Here is a 21,777-nt window from a genome sequence, read left to right as displayed (position 1 = left end):
GTGACCGCAGGTCCGTGACCACGCGCCCGGACCGCTCAGCCGCCGGTCCCGGATCGGGCCCTGACCGGCCCCTCCGGACCGGGAACCGGGGACCGGGGAGCGCGGGCCCGTGCCCGCGGACCCTTTACCGCGGGCCCGTCACCGCGGGCCCGTGCCCGCGGACCCATTACCGCGGGCCCGTCGCCGCGGGCCCGTCACCGCTCAGGCCAGCAGGTCGATCCGTCGCCCGATGCCGTGCTCCGCGGCCCGCTCGTACGCCTGCCAGGCGAGGGCCAGGTCCTGCCAGGGCAGGCCCACGGGCGCGTAGACGGATCGCGCTGCGGCGCCGGGCCGTCCGGGGTGGTCACCGCGCAGGATCTCGCCGAGGGTGGCGTCGGCGGCCGTCGGCGGCAGGTCCGCGGACGCCAGGGCGCCCATGCGGGCGGCCAGTTCGCGGTCGTCGACGACCACGACCGACGCCTGGAGCAGGTCCCGGGCCAGCTCCCGCTTGCCCGGCTCGTCGGCGCCCAGGCTCGTGAAGTGCTGCCCCGGCCTGGTGTCCGCCAGCGTCAGCAGCGGCGTCCGCGACCACGTCGCCAGCAGCACCACGTCGGCCCGGGCGGCCACCTCGGTCGCACTGGCGGCGACCCGGCCGCCGTACCGCGCGGCGAACGCCACCGCCCGCTCGCCGTCCGTGTCGTGGACGACGAGGGAGCGACGCCCCCGCAGGACCTCCAGCCCACGCACCATGAGGTCGGCCTGCGCCCCCGCGCCGATCACGCCGATCACCTGGTCCGCCCCGGCAACCGCCAGGACGTGCGTGCCGAGGGCCGCGGCGAGCCCCGTGCGCCAGGCGGTGACCGTGGCGGAGTCCAGCAGGGCCAGCAGTTCGCCGTCCCGCCCGCTGTGCAGGCAGATCACCCCGCGCAGGGCGGGACGGGCGCCGGGGAACTTCGCGTTCACCTTCACCGTGTACGCCTCGACACCCGGCAGCAGCCCGGGGATCAGGGCCGTGGCGGTCCCGGGGAACGGCAGGTCGGTCCGGACGCGTTGCCCGTCCACCGCGACGGCGTCCGCGGCGCCGAAGCCGTCGCGCAGGGCGGTGAGACAGGCGGCGGGGTCCAGGACGGATTCGAGGTCGCCGCGGGTCAGTACGAGGGTCACCCACCCATGATCCCTCAGTGGTGGTGCGCGGTCTCCGCCTCGCCCTCCGGCACCGTGGCGGAGGTGTGCCCGTCGTGCGGGTCGTACCCCGGGATCGTCCCGTCCGCCTTCTTCACCAGGAACAGCCCCACCATGCCCATGTCGGAGTGGCTCTGGACATGGCAGTGGTACATCCAGGCCCCGGCACCCACCCCCTCCCCCGCGATCACCTGGAAGCCGAAGGAGTCCGCCGGGCCGACGATCTTGTTGTCGATGACCTGGCTCGGGTCCTCGGGCCCGGTGAGCATGCCCGTGCGGTTGTCCGCCCAGCGGTGACCGTGCATGTGGAAGGTGTGGTAGAACTCGCCGTGCGTGATCACCACGAACTCGACGCGGTCGCCCACGGTGGCCTCGAAGTCCGGGCCGGTGTGCGCGGGCTTGTTGTTGATGAGCATGTCGTTGAAGACGATCGTGTGGGTGGCGTCCGGCAGGACGTCGCCCTTGCGGCGCACGATCACCGGGCCGTACAGGCCCTTGCGGATGCCGCCGGTTCCGTGCTCGGTGCCGACGACGTGGTCGTGGTAGTGCCAGTAGCCCGCGCTGCCCGCCCGCCAGGTGCCGTCCTTGCGGCGGCCGGGGGCGTGCGTGCGCCAGGTGTAGGTGCGGGTGCCGCCCGGCTCGACGTGGCTCTTGTTCAGCTTGGTGCCGTCGCTGGAGATCTCGTAGTCCAGGCCGTGGACGTGCAGGCTCGCGGCCACGTCCATGGTGTTCTCGAACTCGATGTGCAGCGTGTCGCCCTCGTTGAGCTCGATCAGCGGGCCGGGGATCGTCGCCTTGCCCTTCTCCAGGCCGTAGCCCATCTGCCCGTCGGGCAGCTTCTCGGCGTACAGCTTGATGCGTTTCACCTCGCCCCCGGCCGGCGCCGTCTTGGCCGGGGTCGCCGCGCCGGCCGGGTCGGGGGCCAGTGACAACGATGTCGCGACGGCCGCTCCACCCAGCAGCACCCGTCGGTTGAAGCCGCGTCTGTCCATGCCGAACTCCCCACACTGGTCCGGAACTTGCGGAGATGTTGCTGTGACGAACCTGTGGGACGGTACCGGGCGCGACCTTGTTTATCCACACTCAGGACAAAGTTCGTGCCATCCCGGTCATATCTCTTGGCGAATCGCGCAAAGAGGTCTAGCTTCCTTGGCGCTGCTGCCGTGACCGAGGAGGGGTGGGTGACCACGTGCGGTTCACATCGCATCACAAGCCCATGCACTTACGAGGGTTGAGCGCCAAAGGCACGAGGAGACGCATCTGGGCGGCGTCCCTGGCCGCCGGGACCGTCGCCGCCGGACTGCTGTCGGCCCCCGCCGCCGGCGCGCTCCCGGCGCCGGATCCGTCCCTGACAACGATGTCGATCAAGTCGCCGCCCGGCGGCGCCAACGTCCGCGTCCTGATCTTCTACGGGTCCGCCGCGGCCGGGGACGAGTCCCCGGTCGTGAACGCCGGGATCGAGGCCATCGAGAAGATCGGACTGTCCGGTCCGGCGAACGAGCGGTTCAGGGTCGAGGCGACGGACGACGCCTCCGTCTTCACCGACGAGCGCCGACTCGGCCGCTTCAACGCGATCGTGTTCCTCACCGGCGGCGGTGACGTCCTGGACCCGGACCAGGAGGCCGGGCTGGAGGCGTACATGGAGGCGGGCGGCGGTTTCGTCGGCATCCACGACGCGGCCCGCGCGGAGCCGTACTCGGACTGGTTCACCGGCCTCGTGGGCGCCCGCCCCGCCGCCGGCGGCCCGGCGAACGTGCAGCGCGCCACCGTCGAGGTCGGCGACCGCCGGCACCCGGCCACCAAGGACCTGCCCGTACAGTGGAAGCGGCCGGACAAGTGGCTGAACTGGCAGAAGAACCCGTCCGGTGAGGTGCACACCGTCGCCCGGGTCCGGGAGTCGACGTACCAGCCCGGGACCGGCGCCAACGGATGGGACCACCCCGTCAGCTGGTGCCGGGACTACGACGGCGGACGCTCCTTCTACACCGGTATGGGCGGCACGGTGTCGTCGTACGACGAGACCGACTTCCGCGCCCACCTGCGCGGCGCGCTGCTGTGGACGACGCGCCTGGCGCAGGCCGACTGCAAGGCGACCATCACCGGCAACTACAAGGCGGAGCGGCTCACCCAGCCCAACCAGCCGGGGCAGAACGACCAGATCGGCGAGCCGCACGGCATGGTCACCGCCCCCGACGGCCGCGTGTTCTACATCGGCCGGGGCGGTGCCGACTCCTCGCAGCCCGTGATCACGGACTGGAACAACCCCGACATCGGCAAGGGCAAGGGCCAGGTCCACGTCTACGACCCGGGGACCGGGAAGGTCACCCTCGCCGGTGAGCTGACCGTCTTCGGCAACAAGGGCGGCGGCGACGAGCTGACCAAGGTCGAGGAGGGGCTGCTCGGCATCGAGCTGGACCCGAAGTTCGCGGAGAACGGGTGGGTGTACCTGCACTACACACCCCACTCCGAGATCAACCGCGAGACCCACATGGCCGAGCGGCGCGTCTCCCGCTTCACCTTCGACCAGACCAGCGGGAAGCTGGATCCGGGCAGCGAGAAGGTGCTGCTGAAGTGGCCGGTGCAGATCCACAGCTGCTGCCACGCGGGCGGCGGGATGGCCTGGGACTCCAAGGGCAACCTGTACATCGCCACGGGTGACAACAACTCCAGCGGCTTCAGCGGCGGTTACTCGGGCAACAACCCCGAGCCCAACTTCAAGGGCGTGTCCTTCGCCGACGCGCGCCGCACCGCCGGCAACACCAACAACCTCAACGGCAAGATCCTGCGCATCCACCCGGAGCCGGACGGGACGTACACGATCCCCGAGGGGAACCTCTTCACCGGCAAGGAGACCGCCGAGGGCGGCGGCAAGACGCGCGGCGAGATCTACGTGATGGGCGTCCGCAACCCGGCGCGCATCTCCGTCGACAAGTCGACCGACACCCTGTACGCCGGCTGGGTCGGCCCGGACGCCGGTGCCCCGTCGCCGACGTGGGGTCCGGCGAAGTACGACACGTTCGCCGTGATCACCAAGGCGAGCAACCGGGGCTGGCCGTACTGCATGGGCAACAAGCAGCCGTACCGGGACCGGAACCTGCCGGACCCGTCGAAGCCGCTGGGCTGGTACGACTGCGACCACCCGAAGAACGAGTCGCCGAACAACGACGGCCTGGTCAATCTGCCGCCGGTGACCGGCAACAACATCTGGTACTCCCCGCAGGGCGGCGGACCCGACTTCCCGCGCGACGCGAACGGGATCCCGTCCTACAAGGCGGAGGAGGCCACCTACCGGCTGCCCTGGCTCAAGGGCGGCGGCCAGGCCGCGATGAACGGCCCCGTCTACCGCTACGACGCGCAGAGCACGAGTGCGACGAAGTGGCCGGCCTACTGGGACGGCAAGTGGTTCGTCGGCGACTTCTACGACGCCGACCAGCCGCGCAACGCGGTGCTCATGGACCCGAAGACGCAGGGTGACGGCGGTCTGCCGGTGCACTCGGAGTCGCTGAAGAAGATCGTGCCGGTCGGCAGCGACGGCATCAAGAACCTGATGGACTGGAGGTTCGGTCCGGACGGCGCGCTGTACGTCCTCGACTACGGCCGCGGCTTCTTCACCTCGGACTCCAAGTCGGCCCTGTGGCGGGTCACCTACACGGGCGGCGGGCCGACCCCGGCCGCCGGCCAGCTGGCGAGGAGGACCGAGTGATACGGCACCGAAGAATCTGGGCCGCCCTGCTGGCCGCCCTGCTGATGGTGCTCGGCCTGCAGGCGACGTCCGCGACCGGACAGCCGAGGGCCGCCGAGGAGGCCGCCGAACAGGTCCTGACCTGGACGGCCGGCGACGACATCACCAAGTACACGTCGGCACCCGCGACCGCGGTCGCCGGCCCGGCCACGATCGTCTTCGAGAACAGCGCGGCGACCGGCAACACCACCGGCATGCCGCACACGCTGACGTTCGTGACGAACGACCCCGAGTACAACAGCGACGTCCAGCTCAACATCCTGGCCAACCCCTTCGACGACCAGGGCGGCCGGCACACCGCCGAGGTCACCCTCAGCCCCGGCCGCTACCTCTACCACTGCACGATCCCCGGCCACGGGGAGATGAAGGGCGTGCTGGTGGTGACCGAGGGCGGCGGCGAGGACACGACGGCGCCCGAGACGTCCGCGGACGTCCAGGGCACCCGGAACGACGCGGGCCAGTACGTCGGTGCCGCGAGCGTCGCGATCACCGCGACCGACGAGGGGTCCGGCGTCGATCGCGTCGAGTACGCGATCGGCGCGGACGGCGCCTGGCAGCCGTACACCACGCCGGTCGTCGTCGACCGGGTCGGCGAGCACACGGTCCGCTACCGGGCCTTCGACAAGGCCGGTAACGCCGCCGCCGAGAAGAGCGTGACCTTCACGGTGGTCGCCCCGCCGACCGACGACAGGACCCCGCCGGAGACCTCGGCGACGGTCGACGGCGAGCGGAACGCGGACGGCGCGTACATCGACATGGCGACGGTGACCGTCACCGCCTCCGACACCGGGTCCGGCGTCAACACCATCGAGTACGCGATCGGCGACGGTGCCTGGCAGGCGTACACCGCGCCGGTCATGGTGCACCAGGCCGGCACCCACACCGTGCGCTACCGCGCCACGGACAAGGCGGGCAACGTCGCGGCCGACAAGAGCGTCGAGTTCACCGTGGTCGCCGCTCCCCCGCAGGACACCACCCCGCCGGTGACGGGCGCGACCGTGGAGGGCACGAAGAACTCCGACGGGGCGTACGTCGGCAACGCGAAGGTGACGGTCAGCGCGACCGACGAGGGCGGTTCGGGCGTGGCGGGCATCGAGTACTCGCTCGACGCCGGCCCCTACCTGGCGTACACGGCACCGGTCGTCGTCGACCGCGCCGGCACGCACACCGTGGCGTACCGGGCGAGCGACAAGGCGGGCAACACCTCCGAGCCGCGGAGCGTGAGCTTCACGGTGGTGGCGGGCGGCGGGGTGCCGGCGCCCAACTGCCCGGAGTACGACGAACGGCTCACCGTGATCGTCGGCACGGTCGACTCGGGCGTGCCGAACCGGGTGACGAACAACCGGTGCCGGATCGGCGAGCTGATCGAGGACGAGAAGGAGTGGACGTCCCAGGCGCTGTTCCTGAAGCACGTGCAGGAGGTGCTGGACCGGCTGCTGGCCGAGGGCGTCGTCGACAAGCGGGAGTACCGGGCGATCAACAAGGCCGCCCGCCAGTCCGGCATCGGCAGGCCCGGCCAGACCGAGGGCTACCGCACGATCATGGACGGCAGCCCGGAGTCGTTCGCGAAGTGGGAGCAGGTGGGCGGCGGTTCGTTCGGGCTGAACCCGGACGGGTCGATCACCTCCGGCACCACGAAGCCGGGCCTCGGCATGCTGTGGTTCCCCGAGCGCAAGTACGGCGACTTCTCGCTGAAGCTCCAGTGGCGTGACGACGCGCCCGGCACCGGGAACGCCAACTCCGGCGTCTTCGTGCGCTTCCCCTGGGTCCACGACCACCCGGAGGAGTCGCGGCCGGAGTGGGTGGCCATCAAGTACGGGCACGAGGTGCAGGTGTTCGACAGCCCCAGCGGCGACATGTACAAGACCGGCTCGGTCTACGGCTTCGACCGGGTGGGTCTCGCCGGGGCCGGGGTCACGCAGAAGGGCACCTGGAACGACTACGAGATCCGGGTGGTGGACCAGCACTACTCGGTCTACCGCAACGGCGTGCTGATCAACGAGTTCGACAACATCGGCGGCCAGGAGTTCGAGCCTCCGCGCTCGGACGACCCGGGCACCGACGGCCGGCGGTTCGCCTCCGGTTACATCGGGCTCCAGGTGCACGGCACGACGGACGTCGTCTCCTACCGGGACGTCCGGATCAGGGAGCTGTAGGTCCCGGTTGCTTCTTCGCACGGCTCGGCTGTACCCGCCTGGGTTCCCCCGGCATCTTCGGATACTCGGGCGGGTACGGCAGATCGCCGAGGCCGTGGTCGCGCTCGTCCTTCGAGGCCAGCTCCAGCAGCGCCTCGATGGAGTGGGCGTGGTCGTCCATGCCCGCGTGCACGTCGCCCAGTTCGGCGAAGCGCGCGGGCATCGTCGTGATGTCGAAGTCCGCCGGGTGGGCGACGCCCACCTCCTCCCAGCGCAGGGGTGCGGAGACGGGGGCGTGCGGGCGGGGGCGGACGGAGTAGGCGGAGGCGATGGTGCGGTCGCGGGCGGTCTGGTTGTAGTCGATGAAGATGCGCTCGCCGCGCTCCTCCTTCCACCACTTGATGGTCACGTGCTCGGGCATCCGCCGTTCCATCTCCCGCCCCACCGCGATGGCGGCGCGCCGCACCTGGGTGAAGGTCCAGCGCGGCTCGATGGGCACGAACACGTGCAGGCCCCGCCCGCCGGAGGTCTTGGGCCAGCCGCGCAGACCGCCGAACTCGTCCAGGACGGCCCGCAGCTCGTGGGCGGCGCGGACGGCGTCGTCGTAGTCGGTGCCGGGCTGCGGGTCGAGGTCGATGCGCAGTTCGTCGGGGTGGTCGACGTCCGTGCGGCGCACCGGCCAGGGGTGGAAGGTGAGCGTGCCGTACTGGGCGGCCCACAGCACCGCGGCCTCCTCGGTGGGGCACATCTCGTCGGCGCTGCGTCCGCTGGGGAAGGTGATGTGCGCGGTGGGGATCCAGTCGGGCATGTTCTTCGGCGCGCGCTTCTGGTAGAACCACTCGCCGGTGATGCCGTCCGGGTAGCGCTCCAGGGTGGTGGGCCGCTCGCGCAGCGCGCGCAGGATGCCGGGGGCGACCGCCTGGTAGTAGCGGGCCAGGTCCAGCTTGGTGTAGCCGTGCTCCGGGAAGAAGACCTTGCCGGGGTTGGACAGCCGCACGGTCCGGCCGCCCGCCTCCAGTTCCACCGCTTCCGCCATGCGAGCCACGGTAGGCGCACCGGGCGGACCTCGCACATCAGGCGAAGGGTGCGCCGGGCGCGCAGAATCGGAGCATGGATCTGCCCGTCATGCCGCCCGTGAAGCCGATGCTCGCCAAGTCCGTGGCGAAGATCCCGCCGGGCATGCACTACGAGGCCAAGTGGGACGGGTTCCGGGCGATCGTGTTCCGCGACGGGGACGAGGTGGAGCTGGGCAGCCGTACCACCAAGCCGCTGACCAGGTATTTCCCGGAGCTGGTGGCGGCGCTGAAGGAGCGGGTGCCCGAGCGCTGCGTGCTGGACGGGGAGATCGTGATCGCGCGGGAGGGGCGGCTGGACTTCGACGCGCTCACCGAGCGGATCCATCCGGCCGACTCGCGGGTGCGGATGCTGGCCGAGCGGACGCCGTCGTCCTTCGTCGCCTTCGACCTGCTGGCGCTGGACGACGAGTCCCTGCTCGACGTGCCGCTGTCCGACCGGCGGGAGCTGCTGGTGCGGGCGCTGGCCGGGGCCACGCCCCCGGTGCACGTGGCGCCGGCCACGACCGACGTCGAGGTGGCCCGGCAGTGGTTCGACGAGTACGAGGGCGCGGGGCTGGACGGCGTCGTCGCCAAGCCGCCCGGCCTGCGCTACCGCCAGGACGAGCGGGCCATGTTCAAGGTCAAGCACGAGCGTACGGCGGACGTGGTCGTCGCCGGTTACCGCTTCCACAAGAGCGGCCCCGTGGTCGGCTCCCTGCTGCTCGGACTGTACGACGACCGGGGTGCCCTCCAGCACGTGGGCGTGTGCGCCGCGTTCTCCATGAAGCGCCGCGCCGAGCTCGTGGACGAGCTGGAGCCGCTGCGCATGGACGACGTCGGGGGTCATCCGTGGGCCGCCTGGGCGGAGGAGGCCGCGCACGAGTCGGCGCGGCTGCCCGGCGCCCCGAGCCGCTGGTCGGGCAAGAAGGACCTGTCCTGGGTGCCGCTGCGCCCGGAACGGGTGGCGGAGGTGGCGTACGACCACATGGAGAACGCGGCGCGCTTCCGGCACACGGCCCGGTTCCGCCGGTGGCGCCCGGACCGGACGCCGGAGAGCTGCACCTACGCCCAGCTGGAGGAGCCGGTGCGCTACGACCTCACGGAGATCCTCGGCTGAGGCCGGCGCCTCACGGCCGGCCTCATGGCTGCATGAGGACCCTCACGGCTGCATGAGGACCTTGATCGCGCCGTCCTGCTTCTTCTGGAACATCTCGTAGGCATGGGGCGCGTCCGCCAGCGGCAGCCGGTGGGTGGCGAAGTCCTGCACGCCGAGGGGGTCCTCGTCCGTCAGGAACGGGATGATCTCGTCGCTCCAGCGGCGCACGTTGGCCTGGCCCATCCGCATCTGGATCTGCTTGTCGAAGAGGGTGAGCATCGGCATCGGGTCGGCCATGCCGCCGTAGACGCCCACGAGCGAGAGGGTGCCGCCGCGCCGCACCAGTTCGATGGCGGTGTTGAGGGCGGCGAGCCGGTCGACGCTGAAGCGTTCCGCCAGGGGTCCGCCGATCTTTCGGGGCAGCATCGCGGCGCCCTGCTGGACCAGTTTCGCGGCGGCGCTGCCGTGGGCCTCGGTGCCGACCGCGTCGATCACGGCGTCGGGCCCGCGGCCGTCGGTCTCGTCCTGGATCGCGGCGACCAGTTCCTTCTCGTTGTCGAAGGACCGCAGGTCGTACGTCTCCACGCCCCTCTCGCGCGCCCGTTGCAGCCGCTCCGGCACGAGGTCCACGCCGAACACCCGGCCGGCGCCCTTGACCTGGGCGACCCGGCAGGCCATGTCGCCGATGGGGCCGAGGCCGAGCACGGCGACACTGCCGCCCTGCGGGACGCCGGCGTAGGCGACCGCCTGCCAGGCGGTGGGCAGGACGTCGGAGAGGTAGACGAAACGGTCGTCCGGCGGTCCCTCCGGCACCTTGATCGGGCCGTACTGCGCCTGCGGCACGCGCAGGTACTCGGCCTGCCCGCCGGGCACCGCGCCGTACAGGCGGGTGTAGCCGAACAGGGCGGCGCCCATGTGCTCGCCGGTGACCTGGGTGGTCTCGCACTGGGTCGGCAGCCCGGTGTCGCACATGAAGCAGTGCCCGCAGGCGATCTGGAACGGCACGACGACCCGGTCGCCGGGCTTGAGTCCGGGAACCTCCGGGCCGGCCTCCTCGACGATGCCCATCGGCTCGTGGCCGAGGATGTCGCCGGGGGTCATGAACGGGGTGAGCACTTCGTACAGGTGCAGGTCGGAGCCGCACAGCCCGGTGGTCGTGACGCGGATGACCGCGTCCGTCGGCTCCTGGATCCTCGGGTCCGGCACCTCCTCGACCCGTACGTCCCGCTTGCCCTGCCAGGTCACTGCCTTCATGGCGTCGCGCTCCCTCCGTCACCGGCGCGTCGGACATACGTGCGGCCGGGTACCCGGGGTCACCCCGGCGAACCACGGCGCCGACGGCCGATCGGACGATTCCGCGCGCCCTTCCGCGACGGTTCGGGTATGGCCGGAAATGTACTCATAAGCACATAATCAAGGTCACAGGGCGTGACGGGCGGGTGGTCGGGAGGATGGAACGGGGAACACGCAGGCGATACGGCGCGAGGGCGGCGGCGCTGGTGGCCGCGGTCGTGTCGGTGTCCCTCGCGGCCGGCTGCACGGGAGGGCCCGCGCCGGGCGACGGTCACGGTGACGGGCGGGGCCGGCAGCGCGCCGAGTCGCCCGGCACGAGCGACGTCCCCCCGGCCTCCCCGGCCGCCCCGGTGCTCGCCGTGAAGATCGACAACGTGCCCGCGGCCCGGCCCCAGACGGGACTGGACGCCGCCGACGTGGTGTACGTCGAGCCGGTGGAGGGCGGGCTGAGCCGACTGATGGCGGTCTATGCGACCAGGCTTCCGGAACGGGTCGGACCGGTGCGCAGCGCACGCGAGTCGGACCTGGAGCTGCTGCGCCAGTTCCACCGGCCGACGCTCGCCTTCTCCGGGGCGCAGAGCAGACTGCTGCCGCTGATCGACGCGGCACCGCTGCGCGCGGAGACTCCCGGGCGGACGCCGGGGGCGTACGTCCGGGACGGGGGCCGGCCGGTTCCGCACAACCTCTATGTGCACCCCGGCCGGCTGCTGCCCTCGGCTCCGGGCCCCTCGGCCCTGACGACGGGATTCCGCCGCGGCGAGGCGCCCACGGGCGGCAGGGACGAGGCCTCGCGCACGGTGCGCTATCCGGCGGCCTCCTTCACCTTCACCTGGTCGGCGGCGGCCGGCCGCTGGCTGGTCGGCATGGACGGCCGCCCCGCCGTCACGGCGGAGGGGCGGCGGCTGGCGCCCGCCACCGTCGTCGTGCAGTACGTCCGGATGCGGGAGTCCGGCTTCCACGACTCCCTCGGCAGCCCCACCCCGTACGTCGAGTCGGTGGGCTCCGGGCGGGCGGAGGTGCTGCGCGACGGCCGGGCCCACGACGTCACGTGGCGGCGGGGGTCGGCCGCGCAGGGCACGGCGTTCACCGCGGCGGACGGCACGCCGGTGAACGTCGCCGACGGCCAGGTGTGGGTGGTGTTCGCACGGATGCCCTGAGCAGCCCGGGGCCCCCTGAGCCGCCCAGGGTGCCCGGTCAGCGGGGCGCAGCCGCCGGTTCGGCCGGGTTGCGCAGCCCCTCGGCCGCGTCCGCGACCCGCCGGATGAGCTCGAAGAAGAGCGACTGCTCCTCGGCGGACAGCGGGGCCAGGAACACCTGGTTCATCCGGGCGGTGCGCACGGTCAGCTTCCGGTGGGTGCGCAGCCCCTCGTCGGTGAGCCGCAGCAGGAAGCGGCGGCCGTCCTGGGGATCGCGGACCTTGTCGAGCAGACCGCGGCGGCCGAGCCTGCTGATCACCTCGGCGATGGTGGACCGGTCGAGCCCCACCCTCTCCCCCACGGTCCGCTGGTCCAGGCCGGGTTCGGCGACGAGCGCGTTGAGGACCGCGAACTGCGGCGAGGTGATCTCCTCGGAGACCATCGTGTTCCACAGCAGGTAGTGCGCCTGCTGCAGCCGCCGGGCCAGGTGCCCGGGATGGGTGGTGAGGTCCACCGCGGCCATGTGCGCTCCCGTGGTCGCATTCGTTGGTGCACTGAACGATACCGGGCCGCCCGTACGATGTCCGCCATCCACGAAAGCGATCTACGTCGCGTTTTCCGAGGTCTTGACGCTTCGGCTCTCCGGTGGCAGCGTGTGGGAAACCTCGCTGAAATACTCAGTGCCCTGATTAATTTGCTTGTCGGGCGCTTGGAAGAGATGGGGCTTCTCGGATGGACAAGGTGGTGGCCACGGCCGGTGAGGCGGTGGCCGACGTACCGGACGGCGCGTCGCTGGCCGTGGGCGGCTTCGGGCTGAGCGGCGTGCCGAACGTGCTGATCCAGGCGCTGTACGAGCGCGGGACCGGCGGGTTGTCGGTGGTCTCGAACAACTGCGGTGCGATGGACTCGGGCCTGGCCGTGCTGCTGGCCGCCGGCCGCATCGCACGGGTGACCGGGTCCTACATCGGGGCGAACAAGGAGTTCGCGCGCCAGTACCTGGCCGGCGAGCTGGAGGTGGAGCTGATCCCGCAGGGCACGCTGGCCGAGCGGCTGCGCGCCGGCGGGGCCGGCATCCCGGCGTTCTACACGCCGGCCGGGGTGGGCACGCAGGTCGCCGAGGGCGGGCTGCCGTGGCGCTACGACGGCTCCGGCGGGGTGGCGCTGGCCTCGCCCGCGAAGGAGGTCCGCGAGTTCGACGGCACCGAGTACGTGCTGGAGCGCGGCATCCGCACCGACTTCGCCCTGGTGCGGGCGGCGAAGGGCGACCGGCACGGCAACCTGGTGTTCGCCAAGTCCTCCCGGAACTTCAACCCGCTGGCCGCCATGGCCGGCCGGGTGACGATCGCCGAGGTCGAGGAGCTGGTGGAGCCCGGCGAGATCGACCCGGACGCCGTGCACCTGCCGGGCGTCTTCGTGCAGCGGGTGGTGGCGCTGACGCCGGAGCAGGCCGCCGACAAGAAGATCGAGCGGCGTACGATTTCCGTGCCTCCGGCACGAGGGACGGTGAGTTCCTGATGGCCTGGACGCGTGAAGAGATGGCCGCCCGCGCGGCCCGGGAACTGCGGGACGGCCAGTACGTCAACCTCGGCATCGGCCTGCCGACCCTGATCCCCAACTACCTCCCGGAGGGTGTGGAGGTGACCCTCGAATCCGAGAACGGGATCCTGGGCACCGGCCCCTACCCCACCGAGGACCAGGTCGACCCGGACCTGATCAACGCGGGCAAGGAGACCGTCACGGTCCTGCCCGGCGCCTCCTTCTTCGACTCCGCGCTCTCCTTCGGCATGATCCGCGGCGGGCACATCGACGTCGCCGTGCTCGGGGCCATGCAGGTCTCCGCCGGCGGCGACCTGGCGAACTGGGCGATCCCCGGCAAGATGATCACCGGGATCGGCGGGGCGATGGACCTCGTGCACGGTGCCCGCACCGTGATCGTCGTGATGACGCACACCGCGAAGGACGGCTCCCCCAAGATCGTCGCGGAGTGCGCGCTGCCGCTGACCGGCAAGGCGTGCGTGGACCGGATCATCACCGACCTGGGCGTCCTGGACGTCACGGGCGACGGACTCGTGCTGACGGAGTGCGCCCCCGGGGTGACCGTCGAGGAGATCGCCGCCAAGACCGATGCCGAGATCGTCGTCGCGGAGGGACTGAAGTGAGGGACGTCTTCATCGTCGACGCGGTCCGCACCCCGTTCGGCAAGTACGACGGCGGCCTGGCGGGCGTGCGCCCGGACGACCTCGCGGCGCACGCCGTGCGCGAACTCCTCGCCCGCACCCCGGACTTGGACCCGTCCCGCATCGAGGACGTGTACTTCGGCAACGCCAACGGGGCCGGCGAGGAGAACCGCAACGTCGCCCGCATGGCCGCCCTGCTCGCCGGCCTGCCCACCTCCGTGCCCGGCGTCACCGTGAACCGGCTGTGCGCCTCCGGCCTCGAAGCCGTGATCCAGGCCGCCCGCGCCATCGCCTGCGGCGACGCCCACGTCGTCCTCGCGGGCGGCGTGGAGTCGATGACCCGGGCGCCGTACGTGCTGCCCAAGTCCGACCGTCCGTTCCCGGCCGGGCACACGGAGCTGTACTCCACCACCCTGGGCTGGCGCATGGTCAACCCGGCGATGGACCCGCAGTGGACCATCCCGCTCGGCGAGTCGGCGGAGCTGATCGCGGACAAGCACAAGATCACCCGGGAGCAGCAGGACGAGTTCGCCCTCGCCTCCCACCAAAAGGCGGTGCAGGCGCAGGCCGACGGCCTGTTCGACGCCGAACTCGCGCCCGTCGCCATCCCGCAGCGCAAGGGCGACCCGGTCGTCTTCGCCGCCGACGAGTGCGTACGGCCCGGCGCGTCCCTGGAGGCGATGGCGAAGCTCAAGCCGTCCTTCCGCAAGACGGGCGGCACGGTCACGGCCGGCAACGCCTCGCCGCTGAACGACGGCGCGGCCGCCCTCCTCCTGGTCGACGAGGAGGGCCTGAAGGCCACCGGCCGCGAACCGCTGGCCCGGATCTCGGCCACCGGAGTCTCGGCCAACGACCCGCAGTACTTCGGGCTCGCCCCGGTCGAGGCCGTGAACCGCGCCCTGGCCAAGGCCGGCCGGACCTTCGCCGACCTGGACGTCCTGGAACTCAACGAGGCCTTCGCCGCCCAGGTGCTGGGCTGCGTGGCCGAGTGGCCCGAGTTCGACCCGGCGGTCCTCAACCCGCAGGGCGGTGCCATCGCCCTCGGCCACCCGCTGGGCGCCTCCGGTGCCCGGCTCGCCGGCACCCTCGCCCACCAGCTCGCCCGCAAGGGCCACGGCACCGGCGTCGCCACGCTCTGCATCGGCGTCGGCCAGGGCCTCGCCCTCCTCCTCGAACGCTAGGAATCCCGGGGACTTTCCATGACTCTGACGCAAGCCGACATCGACGCGGAGATCGCGGCCGAGCACGCCGCCTACGAGAAGCGGGTCGCCGACGGCGCGCCCGTCGAGCACCATCCGCGCCGCGACTACGCCCCCTACCGCTCCTCGGTGCTGCGCCACCCCAAGCAGCCGCCGATCGCCATCGACGTCACCAAGGACCCGGAGCTGGTGGAGCTGTCCTCCCCCGCCTTCGGGGAGCGGGACATCACCGAGATCGACAACGACCTGACCCGGCAGCACACCGGCGAGCCGGTCGGTGAGCGCATCACCGTCTCCGGCCGGCTGCTGGACCGCGACGGACGTCCGGTGCGCGGGCAGCTGGTGGAGATCTGGCAGGCCAACTCGGCCGGGCGCTACGCGCACCAGCGCGAGCAGCACGACGCCCCGCTGGACCCGAACTTCACCGGTGTGGGCCGCACGATCTCCGACGACGACGGCTTCTACCGCTTCACCACCATCCAGCCGGGCCCGTACCCATGGCGCAACCACGTCAACGCCTGGCGTCCGGCCCACATCCACTTCTCGGTGTTCGGCACGGCGTTCACCCAGCGGCTCGTGACACAGATGTACTTCCCGAACGACCCGCTGTTCCCGTACGACCCGATCCTGCAGTCCGTGACGGACGACGCCGCCCGGCAGCGGCTGGTCGCGACGTACGACCACAGCCTGTCCGTGCCCGAGTTCTCGCTCGGCTACCACTGGGACATCGTGCTCGACGGCCCGAACGCCACCTGGATCGAAGAAGGACGCTGATCCGCCATGACGAAGATCGACACCAGCAGGCCGGAGAACGTGCTGCCCACGCCGTCGCACACCGTCGGCCCGTTCTACGGGTACGCGCTGCCGTTCCGCGGCGGGGAGGACATCGCGCCGCTCGGCCACCCCGACACGATCACCGTGCACGGGTACGTCCTCGACGGCGAGGGCAGGCCGCTGCCGGACGCCCTCGTGGAGCTGTGGGGGCCGGACCCGGACGGCAAGCTGCCCACGACCGACGGCTCCATGCGCCGCGACCCGGCCTCGGGCGGCTTCCTGGGGCGCAACGGCGTGGAGTTCACCGGGTTCGGGCGGATCCAGACCGACGCCGACGGGCACTGGTACGCGCGCACCCTCCGGCCCGGGGCACGCGGCCGGAACGCGCCGTACGTGAGCGTGTGCGTCTTCGCGCGCGGTCTGCTCGTGCACCTGTTCACCCGGATCTACCTGCCCGGCGACGAGGCGGCGCTCGCCGCCGACCCGCTGCTGTCCCGGGTGGACGAGGGGCGCCGCGACACGCTGATCGCGGCGGAGGAGGGCAACGGCACGTACCGTTTCGACATCCGCCTTCAGGGCGAGGGCGAGACGGTCTTCCTGGAGTTCCAGTGACATCTGCCGAGACCCCTGCCGATGCCGGCCCGAGCCTGCTCGCCCCCGGGTGGGCGGGCTCGCCGGCGGCCGCCGCGACCGGGGACGGCGCCTATCTGCGGGCGCTGCTCGACGCCGAGGCGGCGCTGACCCGCGCCCAGGCCGCACTGGGCCTCGCCCCCGCCGGCGCGGCGACGGCGGTGACCGACGCCGCCGACCCGGCCCGTTTCGACGTACGCTCCCTGGCCGAGCGGGCCCGTGCCGGCGGCAATCCGGTGATCCCGCTGGTCGCGGATCTGACGCGGGCGGTGGGCGAGGAGTACGGCCCCTATGTGCACCGGGGCGCGACCAGCCAGGACATCCTGGACACGGCGACGATGCTGGTCGCCGTGCGCACCCTGGACCTGGTCCTCGCCGACCTGGAACGCACCGGACGCGCGCTGGCCGGGCTGGCCGCCGAGCACCGCGACACCTCTATGCCGGGCCGGACGCTCACCCAGCACGCCGTGCCGACGACGTTCGGGCTGAAGGCGGCCGGGTGGCGGTCGCTGGTGCTCGACGCACGGGACCGGATCGTCGCCGTACGCGATGGCCTGCCCGCCCAACTGGGCGGCGCGGCAGGCACCTTGGCGGCCTTCGCGGCCTACGGCGCGACCGACCCGGCCGCGCTGCCGGCGGCCTACGCCCGGGAACTCGGCCTGCGGGCGCCGCTGCTGCCCTGGCACACCCTGCGGACGCCGGTCGCCGATCTGGCCGGCTGCCTGGCCTTCGCCGCCGGGGCACTGGGCAAGGTCGCCGCGGACGTGCTCACCCTCTCGCGGACCGAGATCGCCGAGGTCGCCGAGGGCAGCGGCGGCGGCTCGTCCGCGATGCCGCACAAGGCCAATCCCGTGCGGGCGACGCTGATCGCGGCCGCGGCCCGGCGCGCACCGCAGCTCGCCGCCACGCTGTACGGCGCGCTGGCCGCCGAGGACGAGCGGCCGGCCGGTGCCTGGCACGCCGAGTGGGAGCCGCTGCGGGAGCTGCTGCGGCTGACCGGCGGTGCCGCGCGCGACGCCGCCGAACTGACCGAGGGCCTGCGGGTGCATCCCGGGGCCATGCGTGCCCACCTCGGCCTGACGCACGGGCTGATCGTGTCCGAGCGGCTCTCCGCCGAACTGGCGCCGGTGCTCGGGCGGGCCCGCGCCAAGGAACTGCTGACCGAGATCGCGGGGCGGACGTACACCGAGGGCCGCACCCTGGGCGAACTCCTCGCCGAGGAGCCGGAGCTGAGCGGCGTCGACCTCGGCGACCTCACGGACCCCGCCCGTTACACCGGCTCCGCCGGAGCCCTCACCGACCGTGCCCTGGAGCGACGCTGACCATGCTCAACCATCTGTCCGAAGGCCCCTCCTCCGCTCCCCCGCTGCTGCTCGGCCCCTCGCTGGGCACCTCGTACGCCCTGTGGGACAAGGTGGCGCCCGAGTTGTCCACGGCGCACCGGGTGATCCGCTGGGACCTGCCGGGGCACGGCGGTTCCCCGGCAGACCTCATCCGCCCCGGCGCCACCGTCGCCGACCTCGCCGGCCTGGTGCTGGCGCTCGCCGACTCGCTCGGGGTCGAGCGGTTCGCGTACGCGGGGGTCTCGCTCGGCGGCGCGGTGGGCCTGCATCTGGCCCTCCACCATCCGGAGCGGGTGTCGTCGCTGGCCGTGATCTGCTCCTCGGCGCACTTCAACGGTGCCAAGCCGTGGCAGGAGCGGGCCGCGCTGGTGCGCGCCGAGGGGCTGGCGAAGCTCGCCCTGAGCGCGAACGACCGGTGGTTCACGCCCGGGTTCACCGTGCCGGAGCTGGTCCGGGACCACCGGGACGCCGATCCGGAGGCGTACGCCGCCTGCTGCGACGCGCTGGCCGCGTTCGATCTGCGCGACGGGCTCGCCGGGATCTCCGCACCCACGCTGCTGGTCGCCGGGCGCGACGATCCGGCGACGCCGCCCGCGCATCTGCGGGAGATCGCCGACGCCGTGCCGGGCGCGTCGCTCGTCGAGATCCCGGGTGCGTCGCACCTGGCGCCCGCCGAGCGCCCCGAGGCGGTGCTGACCGCGCTGCGCGCCCACTTCGGCGGGGACGCCAAGCGTGGCATGGCGGTGCGGCGCGAGGTGCTGGGCGACGCGCACGTGGACCGGGCCCAGGGGCGGCAGACGCCGTTCACGGCCCGCTTCCAGGACTTCATCTCACGCTACGCGTGGGGGGAGATCTGGACCGACGGGACGCTCTCGCGCCGCGAGCGCAGCATGATCACGCTGACGGCGCTGGTCGCGCACGGCCACTACGAGGAGCTGGCCATGCATGTGCGGGCGGCCCGGCGCAACGGCCTCACGCCCGAGGAGATCGGCGCGGTGCTGCTGCAGACGGCCGTGTACTGCGGGGTCCCGGCGGCGAACTCGGCGTTCGCGACGGCCCAGCGGGTGCTGGCGGAGAAGGAGGGCGGCGCGGGGGCCTGAGTCACCCGGACACCCGTCCGGCCCCCAGTGCCTCGCGGGCCCGCCTCACGAGTCCGTCCGCGCCGCACGAACGGGCGAGGGCCAGGCCGCGGTTCAGCTCGGCCTCGGAGCGCGCCGCGATGCCGTACTCGACACGGGCCGCGGCGTGTTCGTACTGGCAGGGCGAGGCCTCCAGGTACGCGACCGCCTGGGCGGCGAGCCGGACCGCGCGCCGGCCGGTCTCCAGGGCGGCGGCACAGCGCAGGGCCTCTCCTATGGCGGTGTCCGTGCCGAAGCGCTCGGCATGGCGGCGGGCGTCCGTGGCCAGTCGCGCGGCGCGGCCGGGATCCTCCGTGGCGAGGGCCCGGGCGAGGTCGGTCGCCCAGGGGACCAGCACGGGGTTGTGGTGGCCCCGCGAGGCAGCCGCCTTCTCGGCATTCTCCAGTTCGTTGACCCCGTCCTCGGTGCGGCCGACCGCGAGCAGCAGCCGGCCCCTGACGACGCGTGGGTCGGGCAGCACGATGGTGGACGGGTACGGCGGGGCGAAGCCGTACTGCTCGGCGACCGACCAGGCCTCCTCGACGTGGCCGCGGGCGAGCAGGGTGTCGACCAGGTTGCAGATCGCGGACCAGTACAGCGGCAGTCCGCGGCCGACCCGCTCGGCGATGCGCAGCGACTCGCGCAGGGCGGCCTCCGCCTCCTTGAGCCTGCCCCGCCTGCGGTGGCCGAGGCCGACGTAGGCGTGCGCGAGGGCGAGGTGGCCGCCGCTCCAGCCTGCGGTGTCGTAGGCGCGCAGGGCCTCGGTGAACAGTGCCTCGGCGCGGTCCAGCCGGTCGGTGTAGGCGTAGGCACTGGCCAGCATCATCGGCAGTTCCAGGCCCCACTCGGTGTCGGTCCAGCCGAGTCCCGGTGCGAGGCGGCCGTTGACGAGGGCGCGGTCGCACAGGTCGACGACCTCGTCGGCGCTCTCGCCGTGGGTCATGGCGTCGAAGCCGCGCAGGATGAGCAGGACGCGCTCGGCGTTGTCACGGCCGGTGCAGTTCGCGGCGATCCGGGCGAGGCGGGCGGAGCGGCCGGGCGAGGCCGTCTCGCCGGCGTGGATGCCCTCCCACATGTACTGGGCGGCCTGCAACCGCAGCCGCACAGGGCCTTCGGGGGTCCGGGCGGCCTCCGCCTCGACGGTGCGGACGGCCTCCTCCAGCTGGTCGTTGTGGAGGAGGGCCTGGGAGAGGCGGAAGACGGCGTCGACGCGTTCGGCTCCGTCGAGGCCCGGCATGGCGAGGGCGGTGCGCAGGTGGCCGATGGTCTTGGCGGGCGCGGTGAGCAGGGTGGCGCAGCCCAGTTCGTAGAGCACGCGCGCGTGGGCCTCGGGCAGCGGCGGTTCCTTGAGGGCGCGTTCGAGGCAGCGGCGGGCCGCGTCGGGTGCGCCGACGGCGAGGTGTTCGCGGGCGGCCTCGCGCAGCTGCTCGACGACGTCCTGGTCGTCGTCGGGGTGGACCTGGAGCAGGTGGCGTGAGGCGGCCGCGGCGCCGAGCCCGGAGTCGGTGACGAGCTGGGCCGCTATGCCGTGCATGGCCGTGCGCAGCGCGTCCGGGATGGAGTTGTAGACGGCGGTGGCGATCAGGGGGTGGACGAACTCCAGGTCGCCGGCGGGCACCTGGCCGTTCGCCGGGTCGGGTGCGGTGAGGATGCGGGCGCTGCGCAGCAGCTCGGCGCAGCGTCCGGCGTCGTCGCGGTTCAGGGTGGCGAGGCGGGCCACCAGGTCGACGGTGATGCCGGTGCCGAGAATGGCGGCGGCCCAGGCGAACCGGGTGGCGTCGACGCCGAGTTGTTCGAGCCGGGCGACGAGGCCGCCGCCGCGGGCCGAGCGGTTCAGGGCGCGCAGTTCGCCGGCCTGGGCCTCGACCGGTTCCAGCTCGGTGTCCTGGACCTTGGCGAGCAGTTCCACGGTCTCGTAGGGGTTGCCGCCGGTGACGGCCCACACCTCACGGCAGAACGGGGCGTCGGCGTGGGCGCCCAGGGTGGTGCGGGTGAGCCCGGCCGTCGCCGCCGGGGTGAGCGCGCTCAGCGTGGCGAGGTGGTCGCCCGCGGCGGCGACGGCCTCCAGGTGACGGGCGCTGTCGCCGGTGGCCTCGCCGGGGCGGCGGGCGACCACGACCAGCGCGGAGGTCTCGTCGAGGCGTCCGGCGAGCGCGGCCAGCCAGCGCAGGGTCTCCTGGTCGGCCCAGTGGGCGTCGTCGATCAGCAGCACCAGGGGCCACTCCCGGCGGGCGAGCCGGCGCACGGCGGCGACCAGACCGTCGCACACGCCCTGCGGGTCGGCCTGCCGCTCGCCGGGGTCCGCTATGCCGAGCGCGGGGCCGGCGATGTCGTACCAGTCGCCGAGGTAGTCGCGGGCCTCCTCGGGGAGCATCGACACGAGCGCGGGCTGCAGCAACTGCCGTACGACGTTGAAGGGGACGGAGCGCAGGGTCTCGCCGCCGCGTGCCGACCAGACCGTGCAGCCGCGGGCCTCGGCGATACGGCGGGTCTCGGCGAGCAGGGCGGTCTTCCCGAGTCCCGCCTCGCCCTGGCACACCAGCAGACTGCCGGAGGACGAGCGGTCCGCGCACAGGGTGTCGACCGCCCGTGTGACGGCGGCGATCTCCGCATCGCGCTCCCACAGGGAAGCCGAGGCGGCGGCCGTGGGCCGTACCTCCGTCATCCCGCTACCTCCCCAAGTCGCCCGAACGACGTACAGGGCTTGAGCCTAACCGCCCGACCGGCCGATTGGTGGTCCGACAGCACAGCAGTTGCCGTGACGGGTGACATGCGGTACAGCGCGGACGACGAGCCGCGTCCGCCACCAGCGGCGGTGTCCGACGACCCGTCAACCATCCCGTGGCGGAGGACGTCCTCACCGCGCTCACCGGCCGGACGGTCCCGGAACGGGGCTCCTCTCATCCGGCTTTCACCGA

At 72.7% G+C, this 21,777-nt stretch carries 17 protein-coding genes; 11 read left to right on the top strand and 6 right to left on the bottom strand.

Annotation, left to right across the window (positions count from 1 at the left end):
• Nucleotides 1–201 precede the first annotated feature (201 nt).
• Together H0H10_RS03790 and H0H10_RS03785 are read right to left on the bottom strand one after the other, a co-directional pair.
• The gene (locus H0H10_RS03790; RefSeq protein ID WP_188179355.1) at nucleotides 202–1,143 is read right to left on the bottom strand and encodes an ornithine cyclodeaminase family protein; all 942 of its coding nucleotides are present in this window, start codon (nucleotides 1,141–1,143) and stop codon (nucleotides 202–204) included.
• Between the two features lie 14 nt (nucleotides 1,144–1,157).
• Nucleotides 1,158–2,153, bottom strand: a complete 996-nt coding sequence (locus H0H10_RS03785; RefSeq protein ID WP_188179354.1) for a multicopper oxidase domain-containing protein — start codon at nucleotides 2,151–2,153, stop codon at nucleotides 1,158–1,160.
• Between the two features lie 224 nt (nucleotides 2,154–2,377).
• Here H0H10_RS03785 and H0H10_RS03780 point away from each other — a divergent pair, with 224 nt between their 5' ends.
• Both H0H10_RS03780 and H0H10_RS03775 read left to right on the top strand, forming a co-directional pair.
• Nucleotides 2,378–4,864, top strand: a complete 2,487-nt coding sequence (locus H0H10_RS03780) for a ThuA domain-containing protein (protein ID WP_188179353.1) — start codon at nucleotides 2,378–2,380, stop codon at nucleotides 4,862–4,864.
• Nucleotides 4,865–4,878: 14 nt separating this feature from the next.
• On the top strand, nucleotides 4,879–7,059 hold the full coding sequence (locus H0H10_RS03775) for an OmpL47-type beta-barrel domain-containing protein (protein WP_188179363.1): 2,181 nt from the start codon (nucleotides 4,879–4,881) through the stop codon (nucleotides 7,057–7,059).
• Here the strand turns inward: H0H10_RS03775 and ligD are convergent.
• Entirely contained in the window at nucleotides 7,046–8,074 is a 1,029-nt protein-coding gene (gene ligD / locus H0H10_RS03770) for a non-homologous end-joining DNA ligase (RefSeq protein ID WP_188179352.1), read from the bottom strand. The two genes, H0H10_RS03775 and ligD, sit on opposite strands and share 14 nt — an antisense overlap.
• Before the next feature lie 74 nt (nucleotides 8,075–8,148).
• On the opposite strand from ligD, the gene H0H10_RS03765 reads away from it, so the two are divergent.
• On the top strand, nucleotides 8,149–9,210 hold the full coding sequence (locus H0H10_RS03765) for an ATP-dependent DNA ligase (RefSeq protein ID WP_188179351.1): 1,062 nt from the start codon (nucleotides 8,149–8,151) through the stop codon (nucleotides 9,208–9,210).
• 42 nt (nucleotides 9,211–9,252) lie between these two features.
• Here H0H10_RS03765 and H0H10_RS03760 read toward each other — a convergent pair whose 3' ends face one another.
• Entirely contained in the window at nucleotides 9,253–10,443 is a 1,191-nt protein-coding gene (locus tag H0H10_RS03760) for a zinc-dependent alcohol dehydrogenase (RefSeq protein ID WP_188179350.1), read from the bottom strand.
• Nucleotides 10,444–10,640: 197 nt separating this feature from the next.
• On the opposite strand from H0H10_RS03760, the gene H0H10_RS03755 reads away from it, so the two are divergent.
• Nucleotides 10,641–11,639: a DUF3048 domain-containing protein gene (locus H0H10_RS03755; RefSeq protein WP_188179349.1), complete on the top strand. Its 999-nt coding sequence runs from the start codon at nucleotides 10,641–10,643 to the stop codon at nucleotides 11,637–11,639.
• Nucleotides 11,640–11,676: 37 nt separating this feature from the next.
• Here the strand turns inward: H0H10_RS03755 and H0H10_RS03750 are convergent, their stop codons facing one another.
• Nucleotides 11,677–12,141: a MarR family winged helix-turn-helix transcriptional regulator gene (locus tag H0H10_RS03750; protein WP_188179348.1), complete on the bottom strand. Its 465-nt coding sequence runs from the start codon at nucleotides 12,139–12,141 to the stop codon at nucleotides 11,677–11,679.
• Between the two features lie 209 nt (nucleotides 12,142–12,350).
• On the opposite strand from H0H10_RS03750, the gene H0H10_RS03745 reads away from it, so the two are divergent.
• The 7 genes from H0H10_RS03745 to pcaDC are packed head-to-tail and all read left to right on the top strand — an operon-like array spanning nucleotide 12,351 to nucleotide 18,841.
• The gene (locus tag H0H10_RS03745; RefSeq protein WP_188179347.1) at nucleotides 12,351–13,133 is read left to right on the top strand and encodes a CoA transferase subunit A; all 783 of its coding nucleotides are present in this window, start codon (nucleotides 12,351–12,353) and stop codon (nucleotides 13,131–13,133) included.
• Nucleotides 13,133–13,777: a CoA transferase subunit B gene (locus H0H10_RS03740; RefSeq protein WP_188179346.1), complete on the top strand. Its 645-nt coding sequence runs from the start codon at nucleotides 13,133–13,135 to the stop codon at nucleotides 13,775–13,777. Before H0H10_RS03745 ends, H0H10_RS03740 begins: the two co-directional genes overlap by 1 nt.
• Nucleotides 13,774–14,976, top strand: a complete 1,203-nt coding sequence (locus H0H10_RS03735) for a thiolase family protein (protein WP_188179345.1) — start codon at nucleotides 13,774–13,776, stop codon at nucleotides 14,974–14,976. The genes H0H10_RS03740 and H0H10_RS03735 overlap by 4 nt, the downstream gene beginning before the upstream one ends.
• 18 nt (nucleotides 14,977–14,994) lie before the next feature.
• Nucleotides 14,995–15,768 carry a protocatechuate 3,4-dioxygenase subunit beta gene (pcaH, locus tag H0H10_RS03730; protein WP_188179344.1) on the top strand — a complete coding sequence of 258 codons (774 nt, stop codon included), beginning with the start codon at nucleotides 14,995–14,997 and terminating at the stop codon, nucleotides 15,766–15,768.
• 6 nt (nucleotides 15,769–15,774) lie between these two features.
• Nucleotides 15,775–16,380, top strand: a complete 606-nt coding sequence (gene pcaG, locus H0H10_RS03725; RefSeq protein ID WP_188179343.1) for a protocatechuate 3,4-dioxygenase subunit alpha — start codon at nucleotides 15,775–15,777, stop codon at nucleotides 16,378–16,380.
• Entirely contained in the window at nucleotides 16,377–17,720 is a 1,344-nt protein-coding gene (gene pcaB, locus H0H10_RS03720) for a 3-carboxy-cis,cis-muconate cycloisomerase (protein ID WP_188179342.1), read from the top strand. The genes pcaG and pcaB overlap by 4 nt, the downstream gene beginning before the upstream one ends.
• A gap of 2 nt (nucleotides 17,721–17,722) precedes the next feature.
• Nucleotides 17,723–18,841: a bifunctional 3-oxoadipate enol-lactonase/4-carboxymuconolactone decarboxylase PcaDC gene (pcaDC, locus tag H0H10_RS03715; RefSeq protein ID WP_188179341.1), complete on the top strand. Its 1,119-nt coding sequence runs from the start codon at nucleotides 17,723–17,725 to the stop codon at nucleotides 18,839–18,841.
• 1 nt (nucleotide 18,842) lies between these two features.
• On the opposite strand, the gene H0H10_RS03710 is transcribed toward pcaDC, so the two are convergent.
• Nucleotides 18,843–21,524, bottom strand: a complete 2,682-nt coding sequence (locus tag H0H10_RS03710; protein ID WP_188179340.1) for an ATP-binding protein — start codon at nucleotides 21,522–21,524, stop codon at nucleotides 18,843–18,845.
• Nucleotides 21,525–21,777: the final 253 nt, after the last annotated feature.

Source organism: Streptomyces griseicoloratus, assembly GCF_014534645.1.
GTDB lineage: Bacteria > Actinomycetota > Actinomycetes > Streptomycetales > Streptomycetaceae > Streptomyces > Streptomyces griseicoloratus.
The sequence above is the reverse complement of the archived record's forward strand: the minus strand, read 5'-3'. Positions and strand labels throughout refer to the sequence as shown.

Excerpts from the sequence above, each read along its gene's own strand:
- H0H10_RS03785 (WP_188179354.1), bottom strand. The coding sequence starts at position 2,153 with ATGGACAGACGCGGCTTCAACCGACGGGTGCTGCTGGGTGGAGCGGCC.
- H0H10_RS03780 (WP_188179353.1), top strand. The coding sequence starts at position 2,378 with ATGCACTTACGAGGGTTGAGCGCCAAAGGCACGAGGAGACGCATCTGG.
- ligD (WP_188179352.1), bottom strand. The coding sequence starts at position 8,074 with ATGGCGGAAGCGGTGGAACTGGAGGCGGGCGGCCGGACCGTGCGGCTG.
- H0H10_RS03765 (WP_188179351.1), top strand. The coding sequence starts at position 8,149 with ATGGATCTGCCCGTCATGCCGCCCGTGAAGCCGATGCTCGCCAAGTCC.
- H0H10_RS03760 (WP_188179350.1), bottom strand. The coding sequence starts at position 10,443 with ATGAAGGCAGTGACCTGGCAGGGCAAGCGGGACGTACGGGTCGAGGAG.
- H0H10_RS03755 (WP_188179349.1), top strand. The coding sequence starts at position 10,641 with ATGGAACGGGGAACACGCAGGCGATACGGCGCGAGGGCGGCGGCGCTG.
- H0H10_RS03750 (WP_188179348.1), bottom strand. The coding sequence starts at position 12,141 with ATGGCCGCGGTGGACCTCACCACCCATCCCGGGCACCTGGCCCGGCGG.
- H0H10_RS03745 (WP_188179347.1), top strand. The coding sequence starts at position 12,351 with ATGGACAAGGTGGTGGCCACGGCCGGTGAGGCGGTGGCCGACGTACCG.
- H0H10_RS03740 (WP_188179346.1), top strand. The coding sequence starts at position 13,133 with ATGGCCTGGACGCGTGAAGAGATGGCCGCCCGCGCGGCCCGGGAACTG.
- pcaH (WP_188179344.1), top strand. The coding sequence starts at position 14,995 with ATGACTCTGACGCAAGCCGACATCGACGCGGAGATCGCGGCCGAGCAC.
- pcaG (WP_188179343.1), top strand. The coding sequence starts at position 15,775 with ATGACGAAGATCGACACCAGCAGGCCGGAGAACGTGCTGCCCACGCCG.
- pcaDC (WP_188179341.1), top strand. The coding sequence starts at position 17,723 with ATGCTCAACCATCTGTCCGAAGGCCCCTCCTCCGCTCCCCCGCTGCTG.
- H0H10_RS03710 (WP_188179340.1), bottom strand. The coding sequence starts at position 21,524 with ATGACGGAGGTACGGCCCACGGCCGCCGCCTCGGCTTCCCTGTGGGAG.